This is a genomic window from Streptomyces sp. SS8 (assembly GCF_054072955.1).
Genome location: NZ_JBSVCZ010000006.1, coordinates 214,133 through 239,287, shown reverse-complemented (window position 1 = coordinate 239,287; position 25,155 = coordinate 214,133). Strand labels below are relative to the sequence as shown.

Below are 25,155 nucleotides of genomic sequence, written 5' to 3'. Positions count from 1 at the left end.
CGGCGGATGAGACGCGGGTCACCGCCACGGGGGCGCCTGGCCGGGGCGGGGCATGCGCCCGGGACGCGCCGGGTACGGGACCGGATCACCGCTCGCGGTCGGGCGGCGGCTCCAGGGCGCCGCGCTGCTCCAGCTCCTTGAGCAGGTCCTGGAGCTCGGAGCGGATCCAGTCCCGGGTGGCGACCTCGCCCATGCCCATCCGCAGCGCGGCGATCTCCCGGGTGAGGTACTCGGTGTCGGCCATGGAGCGCTCGCCGCGCTTGCGGTCCTGCTCCAGGTTCACCCGGTCCCGGTCGTCCTGCCGGTTCTGGGCCAGCAGGATCAGCGGGGCCGCGTACGAGGCCTGGAGGGACAGGGCCAGGGTCAGGAAGATGAACGGGTACTCGTCGAAGCGCAGGTCGGGCGGGGCCACGATGTTCCAGAGGACCCACACCACGATGGTGAACGTCATCCAGACGATGAACCGCCCGGTCCCCAGGAAGCGGGCGATCCGCTCCGACAGCCGCCCGAACGCCTCCGGGTCGTACTCCGGCAGTGGGCTGCGGCGCGGCACCATCGGCTGGTCCAGCCTGGCACGGGCCGCGCGCCCGGTGGCCGGCGGAAGGCTCCGCTCGCGTTCCCTGCGCGCCATGCGCTCGTCCCGTTCCCTGTCACCCATCGGCGGTCCCCCGGCCGTCCCGCAGACTCTCCATCGGCTCGTGCACTCCGAACGCCTCCCGGGCGGCGGCCTCCCGCCAGTCGTCGGGCAGCAGGTGGTCCAGTACGTCGTCGACGGTGACGGCGCCCAGCAGCGATCCGCTCTCGTCCACCACCGGTACCGACACGATGTTGTACGCGGCCAGGTAGCTGGTCAGCGTGGGCAGCGGGGTGTCCGGCGGCAGCGGCCGCAGATCGGTGTCCACGACCGAGCCGACCAGGGTGCCGGGGGGTTCGCGCAGCAGCCGCTGGAAGTGCACCAGCCCCAGGTACTTGCCCGTCGGGGTCTCCTCCGGCGGCCGGCACACGTACACCTGGGCGGCCAACGGGGCCGAGAGGTCCTGCACGCGCACCCGGGCCAGCGCGTCGGCGACCGTGGCGTCGGGCCGCAGCACGATCGGCTCGGTGGTCATCATGCCGCCCGCGGTGTGCTCCTCGTACGTCAGCAACCGCCTCACCGGGGCCGCGTCCTGGGGCTCCATCAGCTCCAGCAGCCGGTTCATGTCGCCCTCCGGCAGCTCGGACAGCAGGTCGGCGGCGTCGTCGGGGTCCATCGCCTCCAGCACGTCCGCGGCGCGCTCCTCCTTGAGCTTGCCGAGGATCTCCACCTGGTCGTCGTCGGGCAGCTCCTCCAGCACGTCCGCCAGCCGGTCGTCGTCCAGCGCGGCGGCGACCTCCGCCCGGCGCTTGGGCGACAGATGGTGCAGGACGTTGGCCAGGTCGGCCGGGCGCAGCTGCTCGAAGGTGGCCAGCAGGTTGGCCGCGCCCTGGCCCTCCTCCTCCAGCGACAGGCCGGTCACCGCCGACCACTCCACGGTCAGCGTCTCGCCCGACCGCCGCCGCAGCCCGCCGCCGCCGCGGCGCACGAAGACCTTGTCGATCAGCCAGTCGCGGCGCCCGGGGACCTGGGTGAGGCCGACGTCGAGCACGGTGACCTTCTCGCCCGTCTCGACCAGAGTCACCTGGCGGTCCAGCAGCTCGCCCAGGACCAGCGTCTCGGTGGGCCGCTGCTCGAAGCGCCGCATGTTGACCACGCCGGTGGTGATCACCTGTCCCGACGCGACGCCGGTCACCCGGGTCATGGGAAGGAAGATGCGCCGCCGGCTGACGACCTCGACGACCAGCCCGGGCACGCGGGGCGGGCGTCCGCCGACGCGCAGCATCGCCACCACGTCCCGCACCCGGCCGACCTGGTCCCCGACGGGGTCGAAGACGGCCACGCCGGAGAGGTGCGAGACGAAGACCCGCTGGGCGCCCAGCACCATGGCCCATCCTCCGCTTCCCACTCGTGTCCGGCGCGCGGCGGAATCCCCGCCCGCCGTGCGCGCTGTGCCTGCCGTGTGTGTGCCCGTGTACCCGCGTCTGGCCGGATGCCCGCATGGGGGACGTGAACCGAATACGGTTTTCAGGCTACGCGCACCGCCGCCGGTCCCGTGCGGCGGCACCGGCCGTACGGTCGCCCGCGACCCGCCCCGGGGCCCCCGGTAGGGTGCCGTCGTCCTGCCCCGGCATCAGGAGGAAGAGCTGACGTGACTGCGTGGGTCCACGGTGTTCGCGCCCGGAGTACGGCCGTGTCGGTGGGAGCGGTCTGCGCGGTCCTTCTGACCCTGCTCACGGGGTGCGGTTCGAAGGATCCGAACGAAGGGACCAACGGGGTCGGCAGGCTGCCGGCCGCCGAGATCGAGAAGAGGGCGGACAAGGCCGCCCGTGCTGCGCGGTCCGTACGGCTGTCGGGCAGCGTGGTCAGCAAGGGCCGCACCTACCGGCTGGACATGCGGCTGAACGAGGACGGCGGCCTGGGCGAGGTCTCGGCCAGGGGCGGCCCCCGCTTCGAGCTGCTGCGGGCCGGCGAGGACCTCTACCTCAAGGCGAACACCGACTTCTGGGCGAACCAGGGCAAGGACGGCGAGAAGCCGGGCGAGGCCGACCTCGCGGCGGCCCGCAAGCTGGAGGGCAAGTACGTCAAGGTGCCGCCCGGCGACCCCGCCTACAAGCAGCTCAGCGGATTCACGGACAAGGACGTGCTGCTGGACGGGCTGCTCAACCTGAACGGCGAGCGCGGAACAGGGGAGCACGGCGAGGTCGACGGCGTGCGGACGGTCGAGGTGCGGGCGGCCGAGGGCGACGGCGGGATACTCAGCGTCTCGCTGATCGGCACGCCGTACCCCCTGCGGCTGGAGCGCGGCGGGGACGCGGGCGTGGTCCAGATGCTGGAGTGGGACAAGGAGTTCACCCTGCGCGCTCCGGAGAAGGACCAGATCGTCGACTACGGCAGGAAGATCTCGGCGGCCGAGTGACGCCCGGGCCTCCCGCCCGGCTCCTCTCCCCTTTCCCCGGCTCCTTCCCGCGGAGCCCTCGGTGCTTCCCCGCCGGTGCCTACCGGTCCTTCCGCCCCGGCCGGCCCCGGCGCAGCAGCCTCGGCAGCGCGGCCGGGGCCGGGCGGCGCGTGGTCGCCGGCGACGGCGGCGGGACGGCGGCCCGCAGGTCCCCCGCCATCGAGCCGGGGCCTTCCCGGAGCGGCCCGGCCGGTTCCAGCCGCAGCACACGGCACTCACGGGCCCAGCGCTCGGCGATCGTCGTGGCGTCCGGCGCGTTGAGCCGCTTGCCCGCCAGCCCGGCCACCGCCTCCCGCCACTGTTCGCCGCCCGGCGGCAGCTCCACCACCCGGGCGGGCCAGACGGCCAGCAGCCCGCCCTTGTCCTTGCTGCGCACCGAGACCGTGGCGGTGGCGCCGTCGTCGAGCCCCAGGGGCTCCAGCGGCTGCTCCGCGGGGCCGTCACCCACCAGGTGCACGGCGCCGTCGTGCCAGACGTGCCACAGCGGGCGCCGCGGCCCCCGGGGGCCGCGCACCCACACCAGCGCGGACTTCTTCGCCGACTCCTCGATCAGCGCCCGGTCGGACACGGACAGGGACGCCCGGGGCGTTCGGGAGCCGGTGGGAACGGACGGATCGGCCATGGGACGACCCTACCGCCGCGCCCGGCGCCCGCACCGTGCGTGCCGTGGGCCCGGGACGGTCCCGACAGCCGGACGGTCAGTACCGCGACATGGTCACGCGCCTTACGCTGGTGGCCGGCGGCGCGGCCGACAGCGCGCCCCGACCCGTTCCGCGCTCCGGACCCGGGCCCCCAGAGCCCCGGTCCGGACCCCAGCAGCCCCGGAGAGGAGCCCCGTGCGCGCCGTCAGGACCCGTACCGCCGCGCCCCGACAGGAAGCCGGAGCCGTGGCGGGAGGTCAGGGCACCGGCCTGGACCTGTTCCTGCTGGCGGTCGCCGTGTCCGGCATCTCCCTGTCCGCGCCCCTGATCGCGGCCACCGCCGCCCCGGCCCTGGCCATCGCCTTCTGGCGCAACGCCATGGCGGTCGGCGTCCTCACCCCGCTGGCCCTCGTCCGCCACCGGGCCGGACTGCGCGCCATGGGACGCCGCAACGTGCTGCTGGCCGCCGCCGCCGGGGCGCTGCTCGCGCTGCACTTCGCACTGTGGCTGCCCAGCCTCCACATGACCTCGGTCGCCTCCTCGACCGCGCTGGTCACCACCACCCCGATCTGGACCACCCTGCTGCTGCGGCTGCGCGGCCGCAGCTCCCCCGGCCTGGTCTGGGCGGGTACGGCGGTCGCCTTCGCCGGAGTGGTGTTCCTCACCGGGGTCGACCTGACCCTCTCGCCCCGGGCGCTGGCGGGCGACGCCCTGGCGCTGGGCGGCGGCATGGCGGCGGCCGGATACGTCCTGCTGGGGGCGGAGGTGCGCCGCACGGTCTCCACGACCGCGTACACCTACGTCTGCTACACCACCACCTCCGTGCTGCTGCTGGCCGCCTGCCTGGTCTTCGGCGCCGACCTCGGCGGCTACAGCGGCGAGACCTGGCTCAAGCTCGCCGTCCTCACCCTCACCGCGCAGCTGCTGGGCCACTCGCTGCTCAACCGGGTGGTCCGGGGGCTCGGGCCGTCGGTCACCTCCACCGCGATCCTGCTGGAGACACCGGGCGCGGCGCTGATCGCGGCGCTCTGGCTGGGCCAGAACCCGCCGGCGGCCGTCTACGGTGCGCTGGCGGTGATCCTGCTCGGCCTGGCGCTGGTGGTCCGGGGCAACGCCGGGCCCGCGCGCGGCGCGCGGGCCTGACGCGCCGTCCGCCCACGCTCCCGCCGCCCCCCGCCCACGGTCTTCCGCGACCCGCGACCCGCGAGCCGACGGCTCCTACAGCCAGCCGTTGCGCTTGAAGCCGCGGTGGATGGCGTAACAGATCCCGACGATCACGGTCATGACGGCCGGATAGCCGTAACGCCACTGGAGCTCCGGCATGTACTCGAAGTTCATGCCGTAGATCCCGGCGATCATCGTCGGGACGGCGAAGATCGCCGCCCACGAGGTGATCTTCCGCATGTCCTCGTTCTGCGCGACCGTCGCCTGGGCCAGGTTCGCCTGGAGGATGGAGTTGAGCAGGTCGTCGAAGGAGAGCACCTGCTCGTTGACCCGGGTCAGATGGTCCGCCACATCGCGGAAGTACTTCTGGATGTCGGGGTCGACCAGCCGCATCGGCCGCTCGCTCAGCAGCTGCATCGGCCGCAGCAGCGGTGAGACCGCCCGCTTGAACTCCAGCACCTCGCGCTTGAGCTGGTAGATCCGTCCGGCGTCGCGGCCCCGGCGGCCACCGCCCGCGCTCTCGGAGAAGACCTGGATCTCCACCTCGTCGATGTCGTCCTGCACCGCGTCGGCGACCGCCAGGTAGCCGTCCACCACCTGGTCGGCGATGGCGTGCAGCACGGCCGAGGGCCCCTTGGCCAGCAGCCCGGGGTCGTCCTCCAGCCGGTGGCGCAGGGTGCGCAGCGATCCCTGGCCGCCGTGCCGGACGGTGATGATGTAGTCCCGGCCGGTGAAGCACATCACCTCGCCGGTCTCCACCACCTCGCTGGAGTCGGTGAGTTCGGCGTGCTCGACATAGTGGATCGTCTTGAAGACGGTGAACAGGGAGTCGTCGTACCGCTCCAGCTTCGGCCGCTGGTGCGCGTGCACCGCGTCCTCCACGGCGAGCGGGTGCAGGCCGAACTCGCGGGCGATGCCGGAGAACTCCCGCTCGGTGGGCTCGTGCAGGCCGATCCACACGAACGCCCCGCCGCCCGGACCGTCCTGCCGGCCCTGTGCCTCCCCCGGCTCGCGGTGGCGCAGGGAACGCAGGGCCTCGGCCGGGGTCATGTGCCGCGACTCGCGGCGGCCGTCCCGGTAGACGGCGCAGTCCACCACCGCGCTGGTCGCGGTGGTGTCGGCGACGGAGCCGCCGTGGGCGTAGGGGTAGGGGGAGCGGCCGCCCCGGCGCAGGGCGGGGCGGACCGCGGCGCGCAGGTCACGGATCATCGACATGCTGGGCTCCTTCGCGTGCCGAGCCGCCGGTGAACGGGCGCAGCGCTGCCCGGAATGGGGGCCTACGGAGCCGGGGACGGGAAGTCCACGGGCCGGAGGTCTGCAAAGCGGGCACCACGCGGGACCGTACGCACAGGCGGCATTCGCTGAGAACGTCGGTCGAGCAGGGGATTCACGCGCTCTTCCGCGAAGCCGGTCCGCAGGAGGAGAAGGAGGGGACTTCCGGGGTTTCACCGCTCGGCGGTGGGGGGAGGAAGGCCCTCAGGCAAGGGGACGTGGCTGCCGTACGGAAGAGCGGCTGGTACTGCACGGTCGACTCGGATCCATCGCAGCCCCACCTCCTCCGGCCGGTCCCCGCTGGGGGAAATCTGTGTACACGCCTTGACCAGCGGTCAACGGTAGCACTCGCGAGCGCCCCTCCATCCCGTTCCGGGGCCGACGCTTACCCTCTTTGCCCGATCAATACACGATCTATGCTCGCCGTATGGCACACGTTCTGGAACTGGTCGAGGCCCGGCTGCGCAGCGCCCTGGGAGAGCCCGACGCGCGGGCGGCGGTGACCTTCCTGGGCGCCGACCGGATCGAGGTGCTGCGCTTCCCGGACGCCGGGGAGGGCCCCGGCGGCGGAAGCGGCCTGGTGCGCTACGCCACCCTGGGGATGTCCGCGGCCCCCATGGCCGACCCCTCCGACATGCTCGCCGACCCCGAACGGGGGCCCCGCGCCGAGCTGGTGCTGACGGTGCGAGCCGGGGCGGCCGACACCGACAAGGTGCTGCGCCCGCTCGCCGTACTCGCCGCCTCCCCCCAGGTCGAGGGCGTGGTCGTGGCCCCCGGCGCCTCGCTGGACGTGGGCGAGCCGCTGTGGCCCGGCGCCCCCTTCACCTCCGTGCTGGTCGCCGAGCCCGGAGGCCTGGTGGAGGACCTGGAACTCGATCCGCCGATGGACCCGGTGCGCTTCCTCCCCCTGCTGCCGATGACGCCCAACGAGGCGGCCTGGAAGCGGGTGCACGGAGCGGCCGGACTCCAGGAGCGCTGGCTGGCCGGCGGCACCGACCTGCGCGATCCGAGGCGGGCGTCCGTGCCCCTGACGGACTGAGCCGGCCCGCCGGGGACGCGCCCGGTCCGTACGAGTGATCGTCCTTGACGCGCGGCTCTCCGGGGAGGACCGTGGGGCCCATGAGGGGCGAACCCAGTTGCCCGAAGTGCGGCGGCCGTGTCAGGGCGCCCGGCCTCTTCACCGACTCCTGGCAGTGCGACGTGCACGGCGCGGTCCATCCGCTGCAGCCGGTCCTCCCGCCGAGCGTCGAGGCGCTCGGCGTGGTCCTCCACAGAGCCCAGGTCCCGGTGTGGATGCCCTGGCCGCTGCCGATCGGCTGGCTGTTCACCGGGATCGCCTACGCGGGCGACGACCGCAGCGGCGGCCGTGCCACTGCCGTGGCCTGCTCCGGCCCGGGCCCGCTCGGCGGCCCGGGTGAACTGCTGCTGGTCGCCGAGGAGCTGGGCGTCGGGCTCGGGGCGCGCTACGCCGGGGTGCCCGGCCCCGACCCCGGCCCGCTGATCGACGTGGACCGGCCCCCGCACGCGAAGGTGCTGGCGGGCGGACGGCCCACCCCGCTGTGGCTGGTGGACGAAGCCCCCGAGGACCGCGCGGTGTTCGCGGGGGAGGCGCGCGGCCTGTGGCTGTGGGCGATCGTCTGGCCCGAGCAGTCCGGGATTCTGATGTACGACGAGCTGGTGCTCACGGACCTGAGGGAGGCGGGCGCCGAGGTGGAGCTGGTGCCGTGCGGGGCGCTCTCCCCCCAGCTCCTCACACGACCCGGGGGCTGACCGGTCTCCGGGTCCCGGCGGGCGCGGGACGGACCGGGCGCGCGTCTGTTCTACCCTGGAGTGTCCGCCTCAGCCGTCCGCCGTGGGAGCTACGTACCGTGCGCATAGACCTGCACACCCACTCCACCGCTTCGGACGGCACCGACACCCCCGCCGAGCTGGTGCGCAACGCCTCCTCCGCCGGGCTGGACGTGGTGGCGCTGACCGACCACGACACGGTCGCCGGGTACGGCGAGGCGATCGCCGCCCTCCCCGCGGGCCTGACCCTCGTCCCCGGCGCGGAGTTCTCCTGCCGTCTGGACGGTGTGAGCCTGCACATGCTGGCCTATCTGTTCGACCCGGCCGAGCCCGAGCTGGCGCGCGAGCGCGAACTCGTCCGCGACGACCGGGTGCCGAGGGCGAAGGGCATGGTCGCCAGGCTCCGCGAGCTGGGTGTGCCGATCACCTGGGAGCGGGTGGCCGAGATCGCCGGGGGCGGCTCGGTGGGCCGCCCCCACATCGCGAGCGCGATGGTGGAGCTGGGCGTCGTCGAGACCGTCTCCGACGCCTTCACCGCCGAGTGGATCGCCGACGACGGCCGCGCCTACGTCGGCAAGCACGAACTGGACCCCTTCGAGGCGGTCCGGCTGATCAAGGGCGCCGGCGGGGTCGCGGTCTTCGCGCACCCCCTGGCCGTCAAGCGCGGGCGGTGCGTGCCGGAGAGCGCCGTCGCGGAACTGGCCGCCGCCGGGCTCGACGGCATCGAGGTGGACCACATGGACCACGACGCCGCGGCCCGCGAGCGGCTGCGCGGCATGGCCCGCGACCTCGGCCTGCTGGCCACCGGCTCCAGCGACTACCACGGCAGCCGCAAGACCTGCCGGCTGGGGGAGTACACCACCGACCCCGACGTCTACGCCGAGATCGCCGCCCGCGGATCAGGCGCGGCGCCCGTCTCCGCCTGAACCTCCCTCAGATCCACACCGCGCGCACCGCGCACCTCACGCAAGGCAGCACCGTGTTCGACGTCGCCCTCTTCGGATCCGTCTTTGTCACACTTTTCGTGATCATGGACCCGCCCGGCATCATCCCGATCTTCCTCGCCCTCTCCTCCGGACGCCCGGTCAAGGTCCAGCGCAGGATGGCGCTGCAGGCCACCGCCGTCGCCTTCGGGGTGATCGCCGTCTTCGGCCTGCTGGGGCAGCAGATCCTGGACTACCTGCACGTGTCGATCCCCGCGCTGATGGTCGCGGGAGGTCTCCTGCTGCTGCTGGTCGCCCTGGACCTGCTCACCGGCAGGGCGGAGGAGCCCACCCAGACCAAGGACGTCAACGCAGCGCTGGTGCCGCTGGGCATGCCCCTGCTGGCCGGGCCCGGCGCGATCGTCTCCGTCATCCTGGCCGTGCAGCGGGCGGACGGGCCGGCCGACCACGCCGCGGTGTGGACGGCCATCGCCGTGCTCCACATCGTGCTGTGGCTGGTGATGCGGTACTCGCTGCTGATCATCCGCGTCATCAAGGACGGCGGCGTGGTCCTGGTGACCCGGCTGTCGGGCATGCTGCTGTCGGCGATCGCGGTCCAGCAGATCGCCAACGGGGTCACGCGGTTCATCCAGGGCGGCGGCTGAGTCAGGCCCGGGCGGGACCGGTACCGGCCCCTTCCCCGGTCCCGGTCTCCGCGCCGCTCCCGCAGTCGTGCCAGAAGGCGGCCAGCGCCCGGGCCGTCTCGCCGGGGCGCTCGGCCCCCGGCGAGTGCTCGGCGCCCGCCACCACCGTGCGCCGGGCGTCCAGCCGCCGCGCCATCTCGTCCATCAGCGGCACCGGCCAGGCGTAGTCCACCTCGCCCGACAGCACGTGCTTGGGCAGCGGCACGGCCGCCAGCGCCCCGACCCGGTCCGGCTCGGTCAGCAACTGGCGGCCGGTGGCGACGAGCTGCTCGGGGACGGTGGCCAGCCAGCGGCGGTGCAGGAACTCGGCCACGGCCGTGTCGGTGGCCTCGTCCGCGGCCTCCGGCGGGTCCAGATCGCGCATCGCGCGCCACACCGACTCCATGTCCAGCACCGCCAGCGCCTCGATCAGCATCCTGGTGCGCTCCTGCTGGAGGTGCGTGATGGCGGCGGGGCCGGAGCTCATGATCGTCAGTGAGCGGAAGGGGGCCGCGTCCCGCAGCACGGCGGCGCGGGCGATCAGCCCACCCAGGGAGTGCCCCAGCAGATGGACACCCCCGGCTTCCCCGGCGCCCCCGCCGAGTGCCTCCGCCTGGGCCAGTACGTCCAGGGCCAGCTCCTCCTGGGCGTACGCGCCGAGCTCGCGCGGCCCCTCGGTCTCGTACTGCCCGCGGCCGTCCACGGCCACCACGCGGAAGCCCGCGCGGGCCAGCGGGGCGAGCAGGGCGATGAAGTCCTCCTTGCTGCCGGTGAACCCGGGCAGCAGCAGGGCCGTACCGGCGCGCGGCTCACCCGCGTCGTGCACGGCGAACTCGCCGCGGGCGGTCTGAAGGCGGTACGCCCGGGCGCCGGGCGGCAGGGTCAGGGTCGGCGGCTTGCTCATGAGGCGAGGCTAACGGCCCTCCGCCCGCGCCCATGAGCGTGCCCGCGCCCGCGACGGCGCCCGCCCCCGCCGCGGGTGCGGCGGGGGCGGGCATCGTCGTGACCACGGGCACGCGGCGGCGGTGTACGCCGCCGCGCATCCGTCAGCTCTCCGGGGCGGCCTCCGTGGCCGCCGGGCGGGCACCGGCTCCGCCACGGGTGCGACGGCGGCGGCGCGGCCTGCGGGCCTCGCCGGAGGAGTCCCCCGGCCCGTCCGCGGAAGAGCCCTCGCCGCCCTGCGCGGCCGGGGCATCGGCGTGCGCGGCCCGGCCTGCCTGGGGAGCGGCACCGGCACGGGTGCGACGGCGGCGCGGCCTGCGGGCCTCGCCCGAGGCGTCGCCCGGCGCACCGGAGTCCGCCGCCTCACCGGCCGGTGAGGCGGCGGTGTCGGCACCGGGGTGCTCCATGCTCTGGCCGCCGCGGGTACGGCGGCGCCGACGCGGGGTGCGGGTGCGCGGCGCGGGCTCCTCGGTGGCGGTGGCGGTGGCCGAGGCCCCGCGGCCGCGGCCCCTGCCGCGCCCCCCGGTCTCGCCCAGGTCCTCGACCTCCTCGGCCGCGAGCCCGGCACGGGTGCGCTCGGCGCGCGGCAGTATCCCCTTGGTGCCCTCGGGGATGCCCAGCGCCTCGTGCAGGTGCGCGGAGGTGGAGTACGTCTCCGGCGGATCGTTGAAGTCCAGGTCGAGCGCCTTGTTGATCAGCTGCCAGCGCGGGATGTCGTCCCAGTCGACGAGGGTGACGGCCGTACCCGTGTTGCCCGCGCGGCCGGTGCGGCCGATGCGGTGCAGATAGGTCTTCTCGTCCTCCGGCGTCTGGTAGTTGATCACATGCGTGACGCCCTCGACGTCGATGCCGCGCGCGGCGACGTCGGTGCAGACGAGCACGTCGATCTTGCCGTTGCGGAAGGCGCGCAGCGCCTGCTCGCGCGCCCCCTGGCCGAGGTCGCCGTGCACCGCGCCCGCCGCGAAACCGCGGCGCGAGAGCTGGTCGGCCACGTCGGCGGCCGTCCGCTTGGTGCGGCAGAAGATCATCGCCAGTCCGCGGCCGTCGGCCTGCAGGATCCGGGAGACCATCTCCACCTTGTCCAGCGAGTGAGCCCGGAAGACGTGCTGCGCGGTGTTGGCCACCGTCGCGCCCTCGTCGTCCGGCGCGGTGGCGCGGATGTGGGTGGGCTGCGACATGTAGCGCCGGGCCAGGGAGATGACCTGCCCCGGCATGGTCGCGGAGAACAGCATCGTCTGCCGCTTGACGGGCAGCTGCTGGATGATCTTCTCGACGTCCGGCAGGAAGCCGAGGTCGAGCATCTCGTCGGCCTCGTCCAGCACCAGCGTGCGGATGTGCGCCAGGCTCAGCTTGCGCTGGCCGGCCAGGTCGAGGAGGCGGCCGGGGGTGCCGACGACCACGTCGACGCCCTTCTTCAGCGCCTCGACCTGGGGCTCGTAGGCGCGGCCGCCGTAGATCGCCAGTACCCGGACGTTGCGGACCTTGCCCGCGGTCAGGAGGTCGTTGGTGACCTGCTGGCACAGCTCGCGGGTGGGGACGACCACGAGCGCCTGCGGGGCGTCGGTCAGCTGGTCCGGTGCGGCCCGGCCGGCGTCGACGTCGGCGGGGACGACGACGGACTCCAGGAGCGGCAGACCGAAGCCGAGGGTCTTGCCGGTGCCGGTCTTGGCCTGGCCGATGACGTCCGAGCCGGACAGTGCGACCGGGAGGGTCATCTCCTGGATGGGGAACGGGGACGTGATGCCGACGGCTTCCAGGGCCTCGGCGGTCTCGGGAAGGATCCCGAGCTCTCGGAATGTGGTGGTCAGGATGCTTGCCTCTTCCGTGAGACGCGGAACGGGGGAGCGAGGGCGCACCCCGGGGGAGCGGGGTGGGTCGTACCGCGCCGGACGCCGGCTGCCTGTCGGGCGGCCTCGCGGCGCGGGACCACGGGCTCTCGCTCAAGCGCTCGTACCGCGCGAGCGGGCCCCTCACCGCGGCCCGTACGGAACGCCCGGCTGCGTGCGTCCACAGCCGGCACTCCGCATACGGCCCACGTGGAGGGCGGTCGTGTCGGAGCCGATCGGGCCACCGACCGGGCATCCGTTACGGGCCCGGAGAACGTCCCCGGGGCCCGGATAACACAGTATGCGCAGAACCCGCCGTCAGGAAGCGGGCCCAATATCACTGTACCCCCTGATCCCGCATCCGCGCCCGGTCGATCTCCGGGAACGGGTCGCCGCCAAGGCGGCGCCGGACCGCGCCGGATGCCTCCCGGGCAGGTCGGACGGCCTGGCGGCGGGCTATTGTGCCCGGCATGGAGACGTCTGACACATCCCCCGCCGGCCCCGAGGGAACCGGAAGCGCCGAGAGGGCCGCAGGAACCGAGGACACCGAGGGGACCACCGTCCAGGACTGGACATCGGCCTCGGCCGACCCCCGGTACCGGGCGGCGGTCGTGGACCTGCTGGGCGCACTGGCCTACGGGGAGCTGGCCGCGTTCGAACGGCTCGCGGAGGACGCCAAGCTGGCCCCGACCCTCGTGGACAAGGCGGAGCTGGCCTCCATGGCGTCGGCGGAGTTCCAGCACTTCGAGCGGCTGCGCGGCCGGCTCGCGGAGATCGGCGAGGACCCCGCGGCGGCGATGGAGCCGTTCGCCGCCGCGCTGGACGAGTTCCATCGCCAGACCGCGCCGTCGGACTGGCTGGAGGGCCTGATCAAGGCGTACGTCGGCGACTCGATCGCCTCCGACTTCTACCGGGAGGTCGCCGCCCACCTCGACTCCGACACCCGGGCCCTGGTGCTGGGCGTGCTGGACGACACCGGGCACTCCGGTTTCGCGGTGGAGAAGGTGCGCGGGGCCATCGAGGCCGACCCCCGTGTCGGCGGCAGGCTCGCCCTGTGGGCCCGCCGTCTGATGGGCGAGGCGCTGTCGCAGGCCCAGCGGGTGGTCGCCGAGCGCGACGCGCTGTCGATGATGCTGGTCGGCGGGGTCACCGCGGGATTCGACCTGGCCGAGGTCGGCCGGATGTTCTCGCGGATCACCGAGGCGCACACCAAGCGCATGGCCGCGCTGGGGCTGGCGGCCTGACGTGTGCGCCCCGCCGGGTGCGGCGGGGCGCACACCGGCCGTGCCGCCTCAGACCGCGCCCACGTGGGGCCGGCCGGCCGTCGGACCGCCGTGGTGGCGGGGGCGGACCAGCAGGGACAGCAGGGCCACCGCGACCAGGGCGGCGACCACGAGGGTGGGAAGCGCGTATCCGGGGCCCAGCACCACGCGTGTGATCACGCCGCCGCAGAAGGCGGCCGCGGGCCCGGTGACCAGAACCAGCGACCTGTCGCGGAACAGGTCCGCGAAACGGCGGCCGGCGACGAGGGCGACGGCGAGACCGACGAGCGCCGAGCCGAGCACTTCCCAGAGCATTGGGTCCTCCTGCGGGCCGGTGGGTTGCGCATCGGGCTACCCGGTCCTACCCAGGACGCGCCGGGGACGAAACGGAAAGCGCGTGGAGGGCCGGGCGGAATCCCGCCCGGCCCTCCACGCGCTGCTCGCTGCGCCGCTCACCGCGCCGCTCGCGCCGGCCTCGCGGCCGGTCTCCTCACAGGGCCCCGAAGCCCACCTTGCGGCCGCTGGGCTCGCCGATGTCCACGTAGGCCAGCCGGTCGGCCGGGACGACCACCCGGCGACCGTGCTCGTCCACCAGGCTGAGCAGCTGCGACTTGCCGGTCAGCGCCTCGGCGACGGTGCGCTCGATCTCCTCGGCCGTCTGCCCGCTCTCCAGAACGATCTCGCGGGGCGCGTGCTGCACGCCGATCTTGACCTCCACGGCTATGTCCCTTCCGAACGGTTGGTGATTCTCCCTGGCTGAGCCGGGGCGGGGTGCGCGGGCGTGCCGCGCCGTCATGCCAGCAACATTAGCCCTCGCGGGGGCGGTGGGCCGCTCGCGACCGCACGCCGACAGCGAACACCGGGCGGCCGCACGCGTGGGCGGCGGGGCTCAGCCGTGCATCGGGAAGCCCGCGATGCCCCGCCAGGAGAGCGAGGAGATGAGTTTGGTGGCGGTGTCGCGCGGGACCTTCTGCCCGGCGCTCAGCCAGTACCGGGCGGTGATCTGCGCCATGCCGCACAGCCCGACGGCCAGCAGCATCGCCTGGTCCGGCGGCAGGTCGGTGTCCTCGGAGATCACCTCGCTGACCGCCTCGGCGCAGTCCAGGCTGACCTTGTCCACCCGGTTGCGAACCTCGGGCTCGTTGGTCAGGTCGGACTCGAAGACGAGGCGGAAGGCCCCGCCCTCGTCCTCCACGTACGCGAAGTAGGCGTCCATCGTCGCCGCGACCCGGTGCTTGTTGTCCGAGGTCGAGGCCAGCGCCGCGCGCACCGACTGGACCAGCGCCTCGCAGTGCTGGTCGAGCAGGGCCAGGTACAGGTCGAGCTTGCCGGGGAAGTGCTGGTACAGCACCGGCTTGCTGACACCCGCGCGCTCGGCGATGTCGTCCATGGCCGCGGCGTGGTAGCCCTGGGCGACGAACACCTCCTGCGCCGCACCGAGCAACTGGTTGCGTCGGGCCCGGCGTGGCAGCCGTGTGCCACGCGGGCGTGCCTCGGTCTGCTCGATGGCTGTCACGCTCGCCTCCTGGGGTCTCCCTGGAACGCCTCCCGGGCAGGGCCCGGACCGAGCCCCGAGGGGGTCCGGGGGCCCGGGAATCCGGAGAGAGGTCGTCGGTACTTCCGCGCGCGGGGGTGCGCTGCGCCCGCCATCGTACTTTTGGGTAAACCTTCTGTGCGTCCGGCGGGCACAGAAATCCGCGTCCCGAACGCGCGATGTCGTGGTTTAGCGGTAATCGTCCTCGTCGAGTTCGACGACACGCGCCTGCTCGGCGGCGTCCGCGGGGTTCACCTCCGGTGAGCCGGCGGCCGGCAGGCGCGTGTCCTCGCGGGGCAGGACCTCCGCGTGCTGTTCGGCCGCGTCCGCCTCGGGAGCCTCGACTCCGAACCGCTCGGCCGCGGGCCTGCCGTCCTCGTCGTCGAACCGGTCGAAGGTGTCGGGATCGGTGGGGTCAACAGACATGACGATCCTCTTTCCAGGCTGAAGGGGTCCCACACGAGCCTAGGAGAGGAGAATTCCGGAGGCCAGGAAGGTGTGACCCCGAACACGCGAGAGCGGCAGTGATCGTCTCGTAACATTGCCCCATGTCATCGACCGAGCAGCCGCGGGCGGCGGCCCCGTTGGAGGTCCCTCCCTCGGGCCGGTCGCGCGCCGGGGAGGGCGAGACGCACGGATCCGTGACACTGCCCGGCCTGACCCTGTCGGTGCGCGGGCGGCCGGGCCGGCGCCCGGGGCTGCCCGCCGCGCTGTACGTTCACGGTCTGGGCGGGTCCTCCCTGAACTGGTCCTCGCTGATGCGGGAACTGGCCGGCGAGGTCGACGGCGAGGCGGTCGACCTGCCGGGCTTCGGCCACTCGCCGCCGCCCGACGACGGCGACTACTCGGTCTCCGGGCACGCGCGCGCCGTCATCCGCTACCTCGACGTCTCCGGGCGCGGGCCGGTGCACCTGTTCGGCAACTCCCTGGGCGGCGCGGTCGCCACCCGGGTCGCGGCGGTCCGGCCCGATCTGGTGCGCACCCTCACCCTCGTCTCGCCCGCCCTGCCCGAACTGCGTCCGCAGCGCACCGCGGTGCCCACCGCCCTGCTGGCGATGCCCGGGGCCACCAGGCTCTTCGGGCGGATGACCCGCCACTGGACGGCCGAACGGCGTACCCGGGAGCTCCTGGCGCTGTGCTACGGCGATCCGGCGGCGGTGTCGCGGGAGGAGTTCGAGGCGGCCGTGGCGGAGTACGAGCGCCGCCTGGCGCTGCCGTACTTCTGGGACTCGCTCTCCCGGTCCGCGCGCGGCCTGGTGAACGCCTACACCCTCGGTGGCCAGCACGCGCTGTGGCGCCAGGCCGAGCGGGTGCTGGCGCCGACGCTGCTGGTCTACGGCGGGCGGGACCTGCTGGTCTCGTTCCGCATGGCGCGCAGGGCCGCCGCCGCGTTCCGCGAATCGCGGCTGCTGGCGCTTCCCGACGCCGGGCACGTCGCGATGATGGAATATCCGGAGGCGGTGGGGGACGCCTTCAGGGATCTGCTGGGAGAAACCGATACGGGCAGGGGTTGACGAGTCGTGGGACGTCACAGTCGCCGGGGCCGGCCGGGCAGCGGCAAGCCGACGGCCATGGTCACCGGGCAGCGGCCCGCGGCCCGGCCGGCGGTCCCGGAGGAGGCTCCGCGTCCCCGTTCGGCGCAGGCCCCGCAGCACCCCCCGTCCGAAGGGCGTACCGCGGACCGGCGCGGGGTGCCACCGGTCCGCGGCGGCCACCCCGAGCAGCGCGAACCGGGCGGCGGCTGGGGCCTGCCGCCGCGGCGGCCACCCGCCCCGGGCGCCGGGCACGGGCCCGCCGGACCGCCGCGGGAGACGGTGTACGGGACGGGGCGGATGCCGCGGCGCGAGTACGTCGAGGCGTTCGACGACGGTGTCTTCGGCTCGCCGGGCGTACCGGGCGCGGACGAGTCCGGGCCGGAGCCCGCGGCGGAGGCCGGCCGGCCGGGCGGTGCCCCCCGTGCGGAGGAGACGGACGGCGAGGACGGCGACGGCCGGGACGGACGCGGCGCGCACGGTGGCCGCGGCGGGCGCGGCCGGGCCTTCACCGGGGTCGCGGCGGCTGCCGTGACCACCGTGCTGGCCGTCGTGGTGGCCGGACAGGTCGCCGACGGCCGGAGCGGTATGGACCGGCAGTTGCGGGCCGGCGGCGAGGCCCAGCGCGAGGGCGCCCCGGACACCTCCCGGTTCGACACCCGCCCCACCCCCTCGGGCGGAGCGGACGAGGGGAGGGCCCCGTCCGGGACGCGTGCCTCCTACGGCGAGCGGATGGGGCGTCTGTACGACCTGGCCCCGGACTTCGAGGGCTCCGGGCGGCTCACCGCCGTCGCGGGACGGGACGAGGCGCCCGGCAAGGGGGAGGTCGTCCGCTACCGGGTCGATGTCGAGGACGGGCTGCCGCTGGACGGTGAGCTGTTCGCCGAGGCCGTCCACCGGACCCTCAACGACGAGCGGAGCTGGGGCCACGGGGGCACCCGTACCTTCGAGCGGGTCTCCGGCGGTCCGGGGGAGTCCGGGGGGCCGGGCAAGTCCGGGGGCGGCGCCCCGCTCTTCGTGATCACGCTCGCCTCTCCCTCCACCACCGCCAAGTGGTGCGCCAGATCGGGCCTGGACACCACGGTCGACAACGTCTCGTGCGACTCGGCCTCGACCGAGCGCGTCATGATCAACGCCTACCGGTGGGCGCGCGGCGCGGAGACCTTCGGGCCGGACCGGATCCGGGAGTACCGGGAGATGCTCATCAACCACGAGGTGGGCCACCGGCTCGGCAAGGGCCATGTGGACTGCCCGAAGGAAGGCGCCCTGGCGCCGGTGATGATGCAGCAGACGAAGTACCTGACGGTGGGCGGGGCGACCTGCCGGCCCAACGCCTGGCCGTTCCCCGACGCCTGACGGCCCTCCGGCTCCGGCCCGCGGTAGCCGACCGAACGTTCAATCGCTGTGAAAGTCACGGTAGTTCACCCCTTCCGGTGGTGTGGCGGACAACCGTCCGCCGTACCGCCCCACCTCGCGCATAACGTCTTCCCGCGACGCCACGGCGACGGCCGGTGGCCCAGAGGAGGAACGGGGGTGGACAGGTGCGCATCGCACTGCTCACGGAGGGTGGTTATCCCCATCCGGGCGGTGACTCGTACGCGTGGTGCGACCGGCTGGTGCGCGGCCTGGACGGCCACGACTTCGAGATCCACGCGCTCGGCCGCGACGAGTGGCACAGGGAGGGCGCCTGGCCCGCGCTGCCGGAGAACGTCCGGAGGGTGCGCACCGCCCCGCTGTGGGGCCCCGCTCCCGGGGGCGGCGGGCGCCGGAGCGGATACGGGCGGCGCCTCGGGCGCCGCTTCGGTGAGCACTTCGCGGATCTGGCCCGCGCGGTCTGCGCCGGTGCGTACGGCGCGGGAGCGGAAGGCACCGAGGGCGGGGGCGGTGGGGCCGCCGCCGAGGCGGACCGTTTCGCCGCCGGCCTCCACGGGCTGGCCGACCTGGCCCGGGAGCACGGCGGACTCGCCGCGGCCCTCCGCTCCGAGCGGGCGGTCCGGCTGCTGGAGGGCGCGTGCCGCGCCCCCGGCGCGCTGCGGGCCGCGCGCGCCGCGACACCGGCCGACCTGCTCACGGTCGCCGAGCAGTTGGAGAGGGCGCTGCGGCCCCTGTCGCTGGACTGGTACGGGGCCGGGGAGACCGGCGGGCTCGCGGCCGCGGACGTCTGCCACGCGGTGGGCGCCGGCCCCGCCGCGCTCCCCGGTCTGCTGGCCCGGCGCCTCTTCGGCACCCCCCTGCTGGTGACCGAGTACGGAGTGCGGCTGCGCGAGCACTACCTCGCCAGCGCCGCGCACGCCGTCGCGCCGGACGCCGTGAGCGCGCCGGTGCGCGCCCTGCTCGCCTCCCTCCACGGGAACCTGGCGCGCGAGGCGTACCGCCGCGCCGAGATCGTCACCTCCGGAAACCTCCACGCCCGGCGCTGGCAGGAGAGGTGCGGCGCGGAGCGCGGGAGGCTGCGCACGGTCTACCCGGGTAGGGACGCGTCGGAACTGGCCGGGATCGAGGAGGACGCGGGGCGCTCCCGGCCGGACCCGGTGCTGGTGTGGGTCGGGCGGACCGGCCCCGCCAGGGATCTGGTCGGCCTGCTGCACGCCTTCGCCGAGGTCCGCAGGGCGGTGCCCGGCGCCCGGCTGCTGATCGCCGAACGGCCCGGCGGCCCGGTTCCGGAGGAGGATCCGGAGTCGGCCCGGTACCCGGCGCACTGCCGGGCGCTGGCCGCACAGCTCTTCCCCGACGAGGCCGCAGGCCCCCTCAGCGTCGGGGAGAACCCGGTCTGCTTCGCGAGGATCGGCGATTCCGCGCTTCCCCGCCTCGCCGACGCCTACGCCGCCGCCGACGTCGTGGTGCTCTCCAGCGTGGTGGAGGGCTTCCCGGTCTCCCTGGTCGAGGCGATGCTCGCCGGCCGCGCCACGGTCTCCACGGACGTCGGCGCGGTGTGCGAGGTCATCGGCGGCACGGGGCTCGTGGTGCCGCCGCGCAACCCCCGCGCCCTGGCGGACGCCTGTACGGCCCTGCTGCGCGACCCGGCCCGCCGCGCCCGGCTGGGCGCGGCGGCACGGGCCCGGGCGCAGGAGCTGTTCACCGCCGAGCAGAACGTCGCGGCGTTCCGCGGCCTCTATCTGGAGCTGCTCTCACAGCGCCCGCTGCCCGCCGGTCCGGCCGTCGCCGCGCTGCCGTTCGCCCGGCCGCCCGAGGCCAGTCTCCCCGGCCGCTGGACCGCCTCCGCCACCCCCGCCGCCCCTGCGGCGGCCGCCCGCTCCGCCGGACGCCCGGCCCGCGCCCCGAGCTGGGCCCGTACGGCCGCGGCGGGCGTGCCCGCCGGGCAGAGCAGGGGGAGCCGGTGAGCGCCCCGCCGTACCCGCACCGGCCCGCCGACCCCGTGCGCTCGCTGCTGCACCGCCACCAGGAGCTGTGCGCGCGGGCCGTGGACCCGCTGGAGATCGCCGCGGCCCTGGAGGCGCACGGGATCACCGACCGAACCGCGGCGCGCTACCGGCACCGGGACGTGTTCTCGCTCTCCGAGGAGCTGTACGCCCGCACCCCCCGCTCGGACGGGTCCGGCGAGTCCCGCGAGGCCGGCGGAGCACGTGAAAGCGGCGGACCCCGCGGCGCGGGCGGAGCGGACACGGCCCTGCAGACGTACGGACCCGGTACCGGGCGGCCCGGGGACGAGGCGCCCGCCGCCCGGTCCTCCCGGCGCGGCCGGGCAACCGGACGGGCATGCCCGGCGGGAACCGCGCTGCTCCCCCTGCTGCCCGGCGGGCTGTGCGCGGCGGCACCGGCCGCACACGCCCTCACCACCGGCCTCCCGGCGCCCGCCCGTGCCGCCGCCGGCGCGGCCGGAGTCCTGCTCGTCCTGCTGTCCGTGCGGCTGTGCCTGCGCGGTACGGGTCTGAACCGGACCGCCGTGCTGGGCGGCTGCCTGCTGGCCGGACACGCGCTGGCCGGCGGTCTTCCCCTGACCTGGGCGCTGGACGGCCGCCCGCCCGCGGCGGACCCCTACCCGGGCGAGTGGTGCGTGCCGCTGGGCCTGGCGCTGGCCGTCGCGCCCGCCGTGTGGTGCGCGCGCTGGTTCGCCGCGCGGGCGAGGCGGCGGCTGGGCACCAGCCGCGGCCTGGAGGAGTTCGCGGCCCGGACGCGTCCGCTGCTCGCCGCCGCCGTCGCGCTGTTCGCGGTCGCCCAGCTCACGGTACTGGCCGTCGCGCACGCGGCCCTGGACGGCGGTCTCACCGGCGGCCCGTCCGGTGGTGCGGCCGGCGCCGTGAGCGCCGCCGTGACCGGGCCGGAAGGTGCGCGGATCGCCGAGGCGGCCGCGCTGGGCACCCTGCTGTTCACCGCCCTGCTGCTGTCCGCCCACGGCTTCCCGGCCGCCGCCGCGGGGGGCGTCGTCGCGGCCTGCGCGCTGGAGGCCGCCGCGCTCGCCGCCGCTGTGGCCTCCGGGCACCTGGGCCCGGCGCTCCCGGGCCGCCCCGTGGAGGCGCTGGCCACAGCCTGGGGGCCGGCGGCCGTACCCGCCGCGGTCTGTGCCTGCGCGGCCCTGACCCTGTCGGCGTTCGCCGCCTCCCGCCTCACCGGGGCGTCCGCCCACCACCGGGAGGAGCCGTGACCCGGCCCCCGGCCCCTCCCGCACCCCTCGACCCTTTCCGCCGGCGCACACACCCTCGCGCGCCGCGCACCACCGAACAAGGAGCACATCTGATGACCGTTCCGCGCACCACCGGCGTCACCGTGGCAGCACGGGAGGACGCCCGATGAGAGTGCTGTTGATCGGCGCGAACGGATACCTCGGCCGCCATGTGGCCGACCGCCTGCTCGCCGACCCCGCCGTCCAGCTCACCGCGCTGGGCCGGGGAGACGACGCGGACGTCCGCTTCGACCTGTCCACCGGCAGTCCCGGAGCGCTCACCCGCTTCCTGGACGCCGTCCACCCCGGAGTCGTCGTCAACTGCGCCGGCGCCACCCGCGGCGGCGCACGCGACCTGATCCGGCACAACACCGTGGCCACCGCCACCGTCTGCGAGTCGCTGCGCCGCAGCGGCTGCGGGGCGCGGCTTGTCCATCTGGGCTGCGCCGCCGAGTACGGGCCCTCCCCGGCCGGCTCCTCCACCGGGGAGGACGCGGTGCCGCGGCCCGGCAGCCCGTACGGCGTCAGCAAGCTCGCCGCCAGCGAGCTGGTGCTGGGCTCCGGGCTGGACGCCATCGTGCTGCGCGTCTTCTCCCCGGTGGGCCCCGGCACCCCCACCGGTTCGCCGCTGGGGCGGCTGGCGGAGGCGATGCGCCGGGTGATGCAGCAGGGCGAGGGTGAACTCAGGCTGGCCGGGCTGGCCGTCCAGCGCGACTTCGTGGACGTGCGGGACGTGGCCAGGGCGGTGCACGCCGCCGCCCTTTCGGCCGCCCAGGGCGTGGTCAACATCGGCTCCGGCCGCGCGGTGCGGCTGCGCGAGGTGGTCTCCGTGCTGGGCCGGGTGGCCGGCCACACCGGCGCGGTGCACGAGCTGGACGAGCAGCACCCGCCCGGTGGCGGCCCGCAGGTGCCCCCGTACCCCGACGGCTGCGGCCCCTGGCAGCAGGCGGACGTGCGCAGTGCGCGCGACCGGCTCGGGTGGCGGCCCCGGATCGGCCTGGAGGAGTCGCTCGCGGACATCTGGATGGAGGCGGCATGCCGTATCTGACCAGTTCCGGCCGGCACAGACCGGCCGCCGGAGTGGCCGGCCGCCTCGGCGTCGGGGTGCCCGGCTACGCGCACCCGATGGTGGCGCCCGTGGAGTGGGCCGAGCTGACCCGGCCCGGCGCACCGGTGCACTGGGCGGTGCTCGACGTGGCGCGTGGGCCGGGGGAGCGCTCCGACCCGTACTGCGCGGCCGCGGCCGCCGGGCTGCGGGAGGCCGGGGTGCGGGTGCTGGGCCGTCTGGACCTGCGGCACGGCACCCGCGACTTCGGCCCGCTGGTCCGCGACGCGCACCGCTTCCTGGACTGGTACGGAGTGGACGGCTTCTACCTCGGCCGCTGCCCGGGCGACCGCGCCGCCCTGCCGGAGGTGAGCCGGGTGACGACCGCGCTGCGTGCCCTGGGCGGGGGCGCCCACATCGTCCTCGGACACGGCACCCACCCCTTCCCCGGCTACGCGGAGGCGGGCGACCAGCTCGTGACGTTCTCCGGGTCGTGGGCGGACTACCGCTGGTCGCAGGTGGCCGAGTGGACGGCGGACCACTCGCCGGAACGCTTCTGCCATCTGGTGCACGGGGTGCCGCGCACCCATCTGGAGGAGGCCGTGCGCATCGCGCGCTGGCAGGGGGCGGGCACCGTCTGGTTCACCGACCGCACCCGCCGCGGGCGCCGGGGCGAGGCCGTGGACCCCTGGGAGGCCATGCCCGGTTACTGGGACGAAATCGTCTCGCGTCTCGGACCGGGTGTCTCGGAATGAGATCGGGCGTGGCAGTGTTACGGAAGGAACAACCGTCCACCGACCAACCCTGTTGAGGTCTCCGTGTCGCTGCCACCCCTGGTCGAACCGGCCTCCGAGCTCACTGTCGACGAGGTCCGCAGATACTCCCGCCACCTGATCATCCCGGATGTCGGGATGGACGGGCAGAAGCGTCTGAAGAACGCCAAGGTGCTCTGCGTGGGCGCGGGCGGCCTCGGCTCGCCGACCCTGATGTACCTGGCCGCCGCGGGCGTGGGCACGCTCGGCATCATCGAGTTCGACGAGGTCGACGAGTCCAACCTCCAGCGCCAGGTCATCCACAGCCAGGCGGACATCGGCCGCCCCAAGGCCGAGTCCGCGCGGGACACGGTGCTCGGGATCAACCCGTACGTGAAGGTCAACCTCCACACCGAGCGGCTGGACTCCTCCAATGTGATGGAGATCTTCGCCGACTACGACCTGATCGTGGACGGCACCGACAACTTCGCCACCCGCTACCTGGTCAACGACGCCTGCGTGCTGCTGAAGAAGCCGTACGTGTGGGGCTCGATCTACCGCTTCGACGGCCAGGCGTCGGTCTTCTGGGCCGAGCACGGCCCGTGCTACCGCTGCCTGTACCCCGAGCCCCCGCCGCCGGGCATGGTCCCCAGCTGCGCCGAGGGCGGCGTGCTGGGCGTGCTGTGCGCGTCCGTCGGCTCGGTCCAGACCACCGAGGCGATCAAGCTCCTGGCGGGCATCGGCGAGCCGCTGCTCGGCCGTCTGATGATCTACGACGCCCTGGAGATGAGCTACCGCCAGGTCAAGGTCCGCAAGGACCCCGAGTGCGCGGTGTGCGGCAAGAACCCGACGGTCACCGAGCTGATCGACTACGAGGCGTTCTGCGGTGTGGTCTCCGACGAGGCCCAGCAGGCCGCGATGGGCTCGACCATCACCCCGCAGCAGCTCAAGGAGTGGATCGACGAGGGCGAGAACATCGACATCATCGATGTCCGCGAACCCAACGAGTACGAGATCGTCTCCATCCCGGGCGCGCGCCTGATCCCGAAGAACGAGTTCCTGATGGGCAACGCGCTGGGCGAGCTGTCCCAGGACAAGCGGATCGTCCTGCACTGCAAGACGGGTGTCCGCAGTGCGGAAGTCCTCGCGGTCCTGAAGAACGCGGGCTTCTCCGACGCCGTCCACGTCGGCGGCGGCGTCGTCGGCTGGGTCACCCAGATCGAGCCGGAGAAGCCGGTCTACTGACGGCCCGCGGGCGGGCGCCGGACGAGCGCGGAACGAGCATGGGGGCGGCCCCGGGGACGACAACGTCCCCGGGGCCGCCTCGCGTGTCAGCGCGAGTGGCCCAGCCAGCGTCCGCGCAGCGCGATCAGGACGGCCGCCGCCACCGCGAGCAGCAGCAGCGAGACCGAGGTCGCGGCCGCGGGATCCTGCTGGAGGAGCAGATAGACCTGGAGCGGCAGGGTCTGGGTGACCCCCGGCAGATTGCCCGCGAAGGTGATCGTCGCGCCGAACTCGCCCAGCGCCCGCGCCCAGCACAGCGCGGCGCCCGCCGCCAGGGAGGGTGCCACCATCGGCAGGGTCACGTGGCGCAGGGTCTGGGGGAGGGTCGCGCCCATGGTGGCGGCGGCCTCCTCGTAGCGCGGGTCGATCCCGGCCAGCGCCCCCTCCAGGCCGATGACCAGGAACGGCATCGCCACGAAGGCCGCGGCGACCACCGCGCCCGCGGTGGAGAACGGCAGCGTCACCCCCACCGCCTCCAGTGGTCCGCCCAGCAGGCCGCCGCGGCCGAAGCCACGAAGCAGGGCGACGCCCGCCACGGTCGGCGGCAGCACCATCGGCAGCAGTACCAGGCTGCGCACCAGGGCCTTGCCGGGGAAGTCGGCGCGGGCCAGCAGCCAGGCCAGCGGCACGCCCAGGACGAGGGAGAGCAGCAGGGCGAGGGCGGAGACCAGCAGGGAGAGCCCCAGCGCCCGGAGCACGTCGGGCGAGGTGAGCTGCCCGGCCAGGTCCCGCCAGGGCGTGTGGGCCACCACCCCGGCCAGGGGCACGGCCAGGAAGGCCACCGCCAGCGCGGCGGGCCCGGCGAGCGCGGCGGGTGTGCGGGTACGCGCGCCGGGCGTGCGGCCGCGTACGTG

24 protein-coding genes and 1 pseudogene are annotated in these 25,155 nt (G+C 74.7%); 14 read left to right on the top strand and 11 right to left on the bottom strand.

Going from position 1 to position 25,155, the window contains the following annotated elements:
* Nucleotides 1-85 precede the first annotated feature (85 nt).
* Both ACW69E_RS08825 and ACW69E_RS08820 read right to left on the bottom strand, forming a co-directional pair.
* On the bottom strand, nt 86-658 hold the full coding sequence (locus ACW69E_RS08825) for a DUF1003 domain-containing protein (RefSeq protein ID WP_457497606.1): 573 nt from the start codon (nt 656-658) through the stop codon (nt 86-88).
* Nucleotides 651-1,961, bottom strand: coding sequence for a magnesium transporter MgtE N-terminal domain-containing protein (locus ACW69E_RS08820; RefSeq protein WP_457497605.1), 1,311 nt, complete (start codon nt 1,959-1,961; stop codon nt 651-653). The genes ACW69E_RS08825 and ACW69E_RS08820 overlap by 8 nt, the downstream gene beginning before the upstream one ends.
* Before the next feature lie 306 nt (nt 1,962-2,267).
* Between ACW69E_RS08820 and ACW69E_RS08815 the strand changes: the two genes are divergently transcribed.
* Nucleotides 2,268-2,993 (top strand): hypothetical protein, encoded by a 726-nt coding sequence (locus ACW69E_RS08815; protein ID WP_457497604.1) that lies wholly within the window; start codon nt 2,268-2,270, stop codon nt 2,991-2,993.
* Nucleotides 2,994-3,072: 79 nt separating this feature from the next.
* On the opposite strand, the gene ACW69E_RS08810 is transcribed toward ACW69E_RS08815, so the two are convergent.
* Nucleotides 3,073-3,654 carry a hypothetical protein gene (locus ACW69E_RS08810; protein ID WP_457497603.1) on the bottom strand — a complete coding sequence of 194 codons (582 nt, stop codon included), beginning with the start codon at nt 3,652-3,654 and terminating at the stop codon, nt 3,073-3,075.
* Between the two features lie 214 nt (nt 3,655-3,868).
* Between ACW69E_RS08810 and ACW69E_RS08805 the strand changes: the two genes are divergently transcribed.
* Nucleotides 3,869-4,816 (top strand): DMT family transporter, encoded by a 948-nt coding sequence (locus ACW69E_RS08805; RefSeq protein ID WP_457497602.1) that lies wholly within the window; start codon nt 3,869-3,871, stop codon nt 4,814-4,816.
* A gap of 75 nt (nt 4,817-4,891) precedes the next feature.
* Here ACW69E_RS08805 and ACW69E_RS08800 read toward each other — a convergent pair whose 3' ends face one another.
* The gene (locus ACW69E_RS08800) at nt 4,892-6,052 is read right to left on the bottom strand and encodes a magnesium and cobalt transport protein CorA (RefSeq protein ID WP_457497601.1); all 1,161 of its coding nucleotides are present in this window, start codon (nt 6,050-6,052) and stop codon (nt 4,892-4,894) included.
* A gap of 484 nt (nt 6,053-6,536) precedes the next feature.
* On the opposite strand from ACW69E_RS08800, the gene ACW69E_RS08795 reads away from it, so the two are divergent.
* The 4 genes from ACW69E_RS08795 (at nt 6,537) to ACW69E_RS08780 (ending at nt 9,485) form a co-directional block, all read left to right on the top strand.
* Complete coding sequence (locus ACW69E_RS08795; protein ID WP_457497600.1) at nt 6,537-7,148, top strand: suppressor of fused domain protein; 612 nt, start codon at nt 6,537-6,539, stop codon at nt 7,146-7,148.
* Nucleotides 7,149-7,228: 80 nt separating this feature from the next.
* Nucleotides 7,229-7,879, top strand: coding sequence for a DUF6758 family protein (locus ACW69E_RS08790; RefSeq protein WP_457497599.1), 651 nt, complete (start codon nt 7,229-7,231; stop codon nt 7,877-7,879).
* 98 nt (nt 7,880-7,977) lie between these two features.
* Nucleotides 7,978-8,823, top strand: a complete 846-nt coding sequence (locus tag ACW69E_RS08785) for a PHP domain-containing protein (RefSeq protein ID WP_457497598.1) — start codon at nt 7,978-7,980, stop codon at nt 8,821-8,823.
* A 53-nt stretch (nt 8,824-8,876) separates the two neighbouring features.
* Nucleotides 8,877-9,485 (top strand): MarC family protein, encoded by a 609-nt coding sequence (locus ACW69E_RS08780; RefSeq protein WP_237879999.1) that lies wholly within the window; start codon nt 8,877-8,879, stop codon nt 9,483-9,485.
* 1 nt (nt 9,486) lies between these two features.
* On the opposite strand, the gene ACW69E_RS08775 is transcribed toward ACW69E_RS08780, so the two are convergent.
* Together ACW69E_RS08775 and ACW69E_RS08770 are read right to left on the bottom strand one after the other, a co-directional pair.
* Nucleotides 9,487-10,407: an alpha/beta fold hydrolase gene (locus ACW69E_RS08775; protein ID WP_457497597.1), complete on the bottom strand. Its 921-nt coding sequence runs from the start codon at nt 10,405-10,407 to the stop codon at nt 9,487-9,489.
* Nucleotides 10,408-10,549: 142 nt separating this feature from the next.
* The gene (locus ACW69E_RS08770) at nt 10,550-12,160 is read right to left on the bottom strand and encodes a DEAD/DEAH box helicase (RefSeq protein WP_457497596.1); all 1,611 of its coding nucleotides are present in this window, start codon (nt 12,158-12,160) and stop codon (nt 10,550-10,552) included.
* Nucleotides 12,161-12,741: 581 nt separating this feature from the next.
* Here ACW69E_RS08770 and ACW69E_RS08765 point away from each other — a divergent pair.
* Complete coding sequence (locus tag ACW69E_RS08765; RefSeq protein WP_457497595.1) at nt 12,742-13,515, top strand: ferritin-like fold-containing protein; 774 nt, start codon at nt 12,742-12,744, stop codon at nt 13,513-13,515.
* Nucleotides 13,516-13,563: 48 nt separating this feature from the next.
* Here ACW69E_RS08765 and ACW69E_RS08760 read toward each other — a convergent pair whose 3' ends face one another.
* From ACW69E_RS08760 to ACW69E_RS08745, 4 genes are all read right to left on the bottom strand, one after another.
* Nucleotides 13,564-13,848: a hypothetical protein gene (locus tag ACW69E_RS08760; protein ID WP_457497594.1), complete on the bottom strand. Its 285-nt coding sequence runs from the start codon at nt 13,846-13,848 to the stop codon at nt 13,564-13,566.
* Between the two features lie 175 nt (nt 13,849-14,023).
* Nucleotides 14,024-14,251: a DUF3107 domain-containing protein gene (locus tag ACW69E_RS08755; RefSeq protein ID WP_093661275.1), complete on the bottom strand. Its 228-nt coding sequence runs from the start codon at nt 14,249-14,251 to the stop codon at nt 14,024-14,026.
* A 171-nt stretch (nt 14,252-14,422) separates the two neighbouring features.
* Complete coding sequence (locus ACW69E_RS08750) at nt 14,423-15,049, bottom strand: TetR/AcrR family transcriptional regulator (RefSeq protein WP_206348671.1); 627 nt, start codon at nt 15,047-15,049, stop codon at nt 14,423-14,425.
* Nucleotides 15,050-15,256: 207 nt separating this feature from the next.
* A complete protein-coding gene (locus ACW69E_RS08745; protein WP_457497593.1) occupies nt 15,257-15,493 on the bottom strand; it encodes a hypothetical protein in 237 nt (78 codons plus the stop codon).
* Nucleotides 15,494-15,615: 122 nt separating this feature from the next.
* Here ACW69E_RS08745 and ACW69E_RS08740 point away from each other — a divergent pair, with 122 nt between their 5' ends.
* From ACW69E_RS08740 to moeZ, 7 genes are all read left to right on the top strand, one after another.
* Entirely contained in the window at nt 15,616-16,581 is a 966-nt protein-coding gene (locus tag ACW69E_RS08740; RefSeq protein WP_457497592.1) for an alpha/beta fold hydrolase, read from the top strand.
* 57 nt (nt 16,582-16,638) lie between these two features.
* A complete protein-coding gene (locus tag ACW69E_RS08735) occupies nt 16,639-17,955 on the top strand; it encodes a DUF3152 domain-containing protein (RefSeq protein ID WP_457497637.1) in 1,317 nt (438 codons plus the stop codon).
* A 185-nt stretch (nt 17,956-18,140) separates the two neighbouring features.
* On the top strand, nt 18,141-19,940 hold the full coding sequence (locus ACW69E_RS08730; protein WP_457497591.1) for a DUF3492 domain-containing protein: 1,800 nt from the start codon (nt 18,141-18,143) through the stop codon (nt 19,938-19,940).
* On the top strand, nt 19,937-21,202 hold the full coding sequence (locus ACW69E_RS08725; protein ID WP_457497590.1) for a hypothetical protein: 1,266 nt from the start codon (nt 19,937-19,939) through the stop codon (nt 21,200-21,202). Before ACW69E_RS08730 ends, ACW69E_RS08725 begins: the two co-directional genes overlap by 4 nt.
* 145 nt (nt 21,203-21,347) lie before the next feature.
* The gene (locus ACW69E_RS08720; RefSeq protein WP_457497589.1) at nt 21,348-22,268 is read left to right on the top strand and encodes an NAD-dependent epimerase/dehydratase family protein; all 921 of its coding nucleotides are present in this window, start codon (nt 21,348-21,350) and stop codon (nt 22,266-22,268) included.
* Nucleotides 22,256-23,020, top strand: a complete 765-nt coding sequence (locus ACW69E_RS08715; RefSeq protein WP_457497588.1) for a spherulation-specific family 4 protein — start codon at nt 22,256-22,258, stop codon at nt 23,018-23,020. The genes ACW69E_RS08720 and ACW69E_RS08715 overlap by 13 nt, the downstream gene beginning before the upstream one ends.
* 63 nt (nt 23,021-23,083) lie before the next feature.
* On the top strand, nt 23,084-24,262 hold the full coding sequence (gene moeZ, locus ACW69E_RS08710; RefSeq protein ID WP_206348683.1) for an adenylyltransferase/sulfurtransferase MoeZ: 1,179 nt from the start codon (nt 23,084-23,086) through the stop codon (nt 24,260-24,262).
* Nucleotides 24,263-24,360: 98 nt separating this feature from the next.
* Here moeZ and ACW69E_RS08705 read toward each other — a convergent pair.
* Nucleotides 24,361-25,089: pseudogene (locus ACW69E_RS08705) on the bottom strand (ABC transporter permease); the annotation flags it as partial.
* Nucleotides 25,090-25,155: the final 66 nt, after the last annotated feature.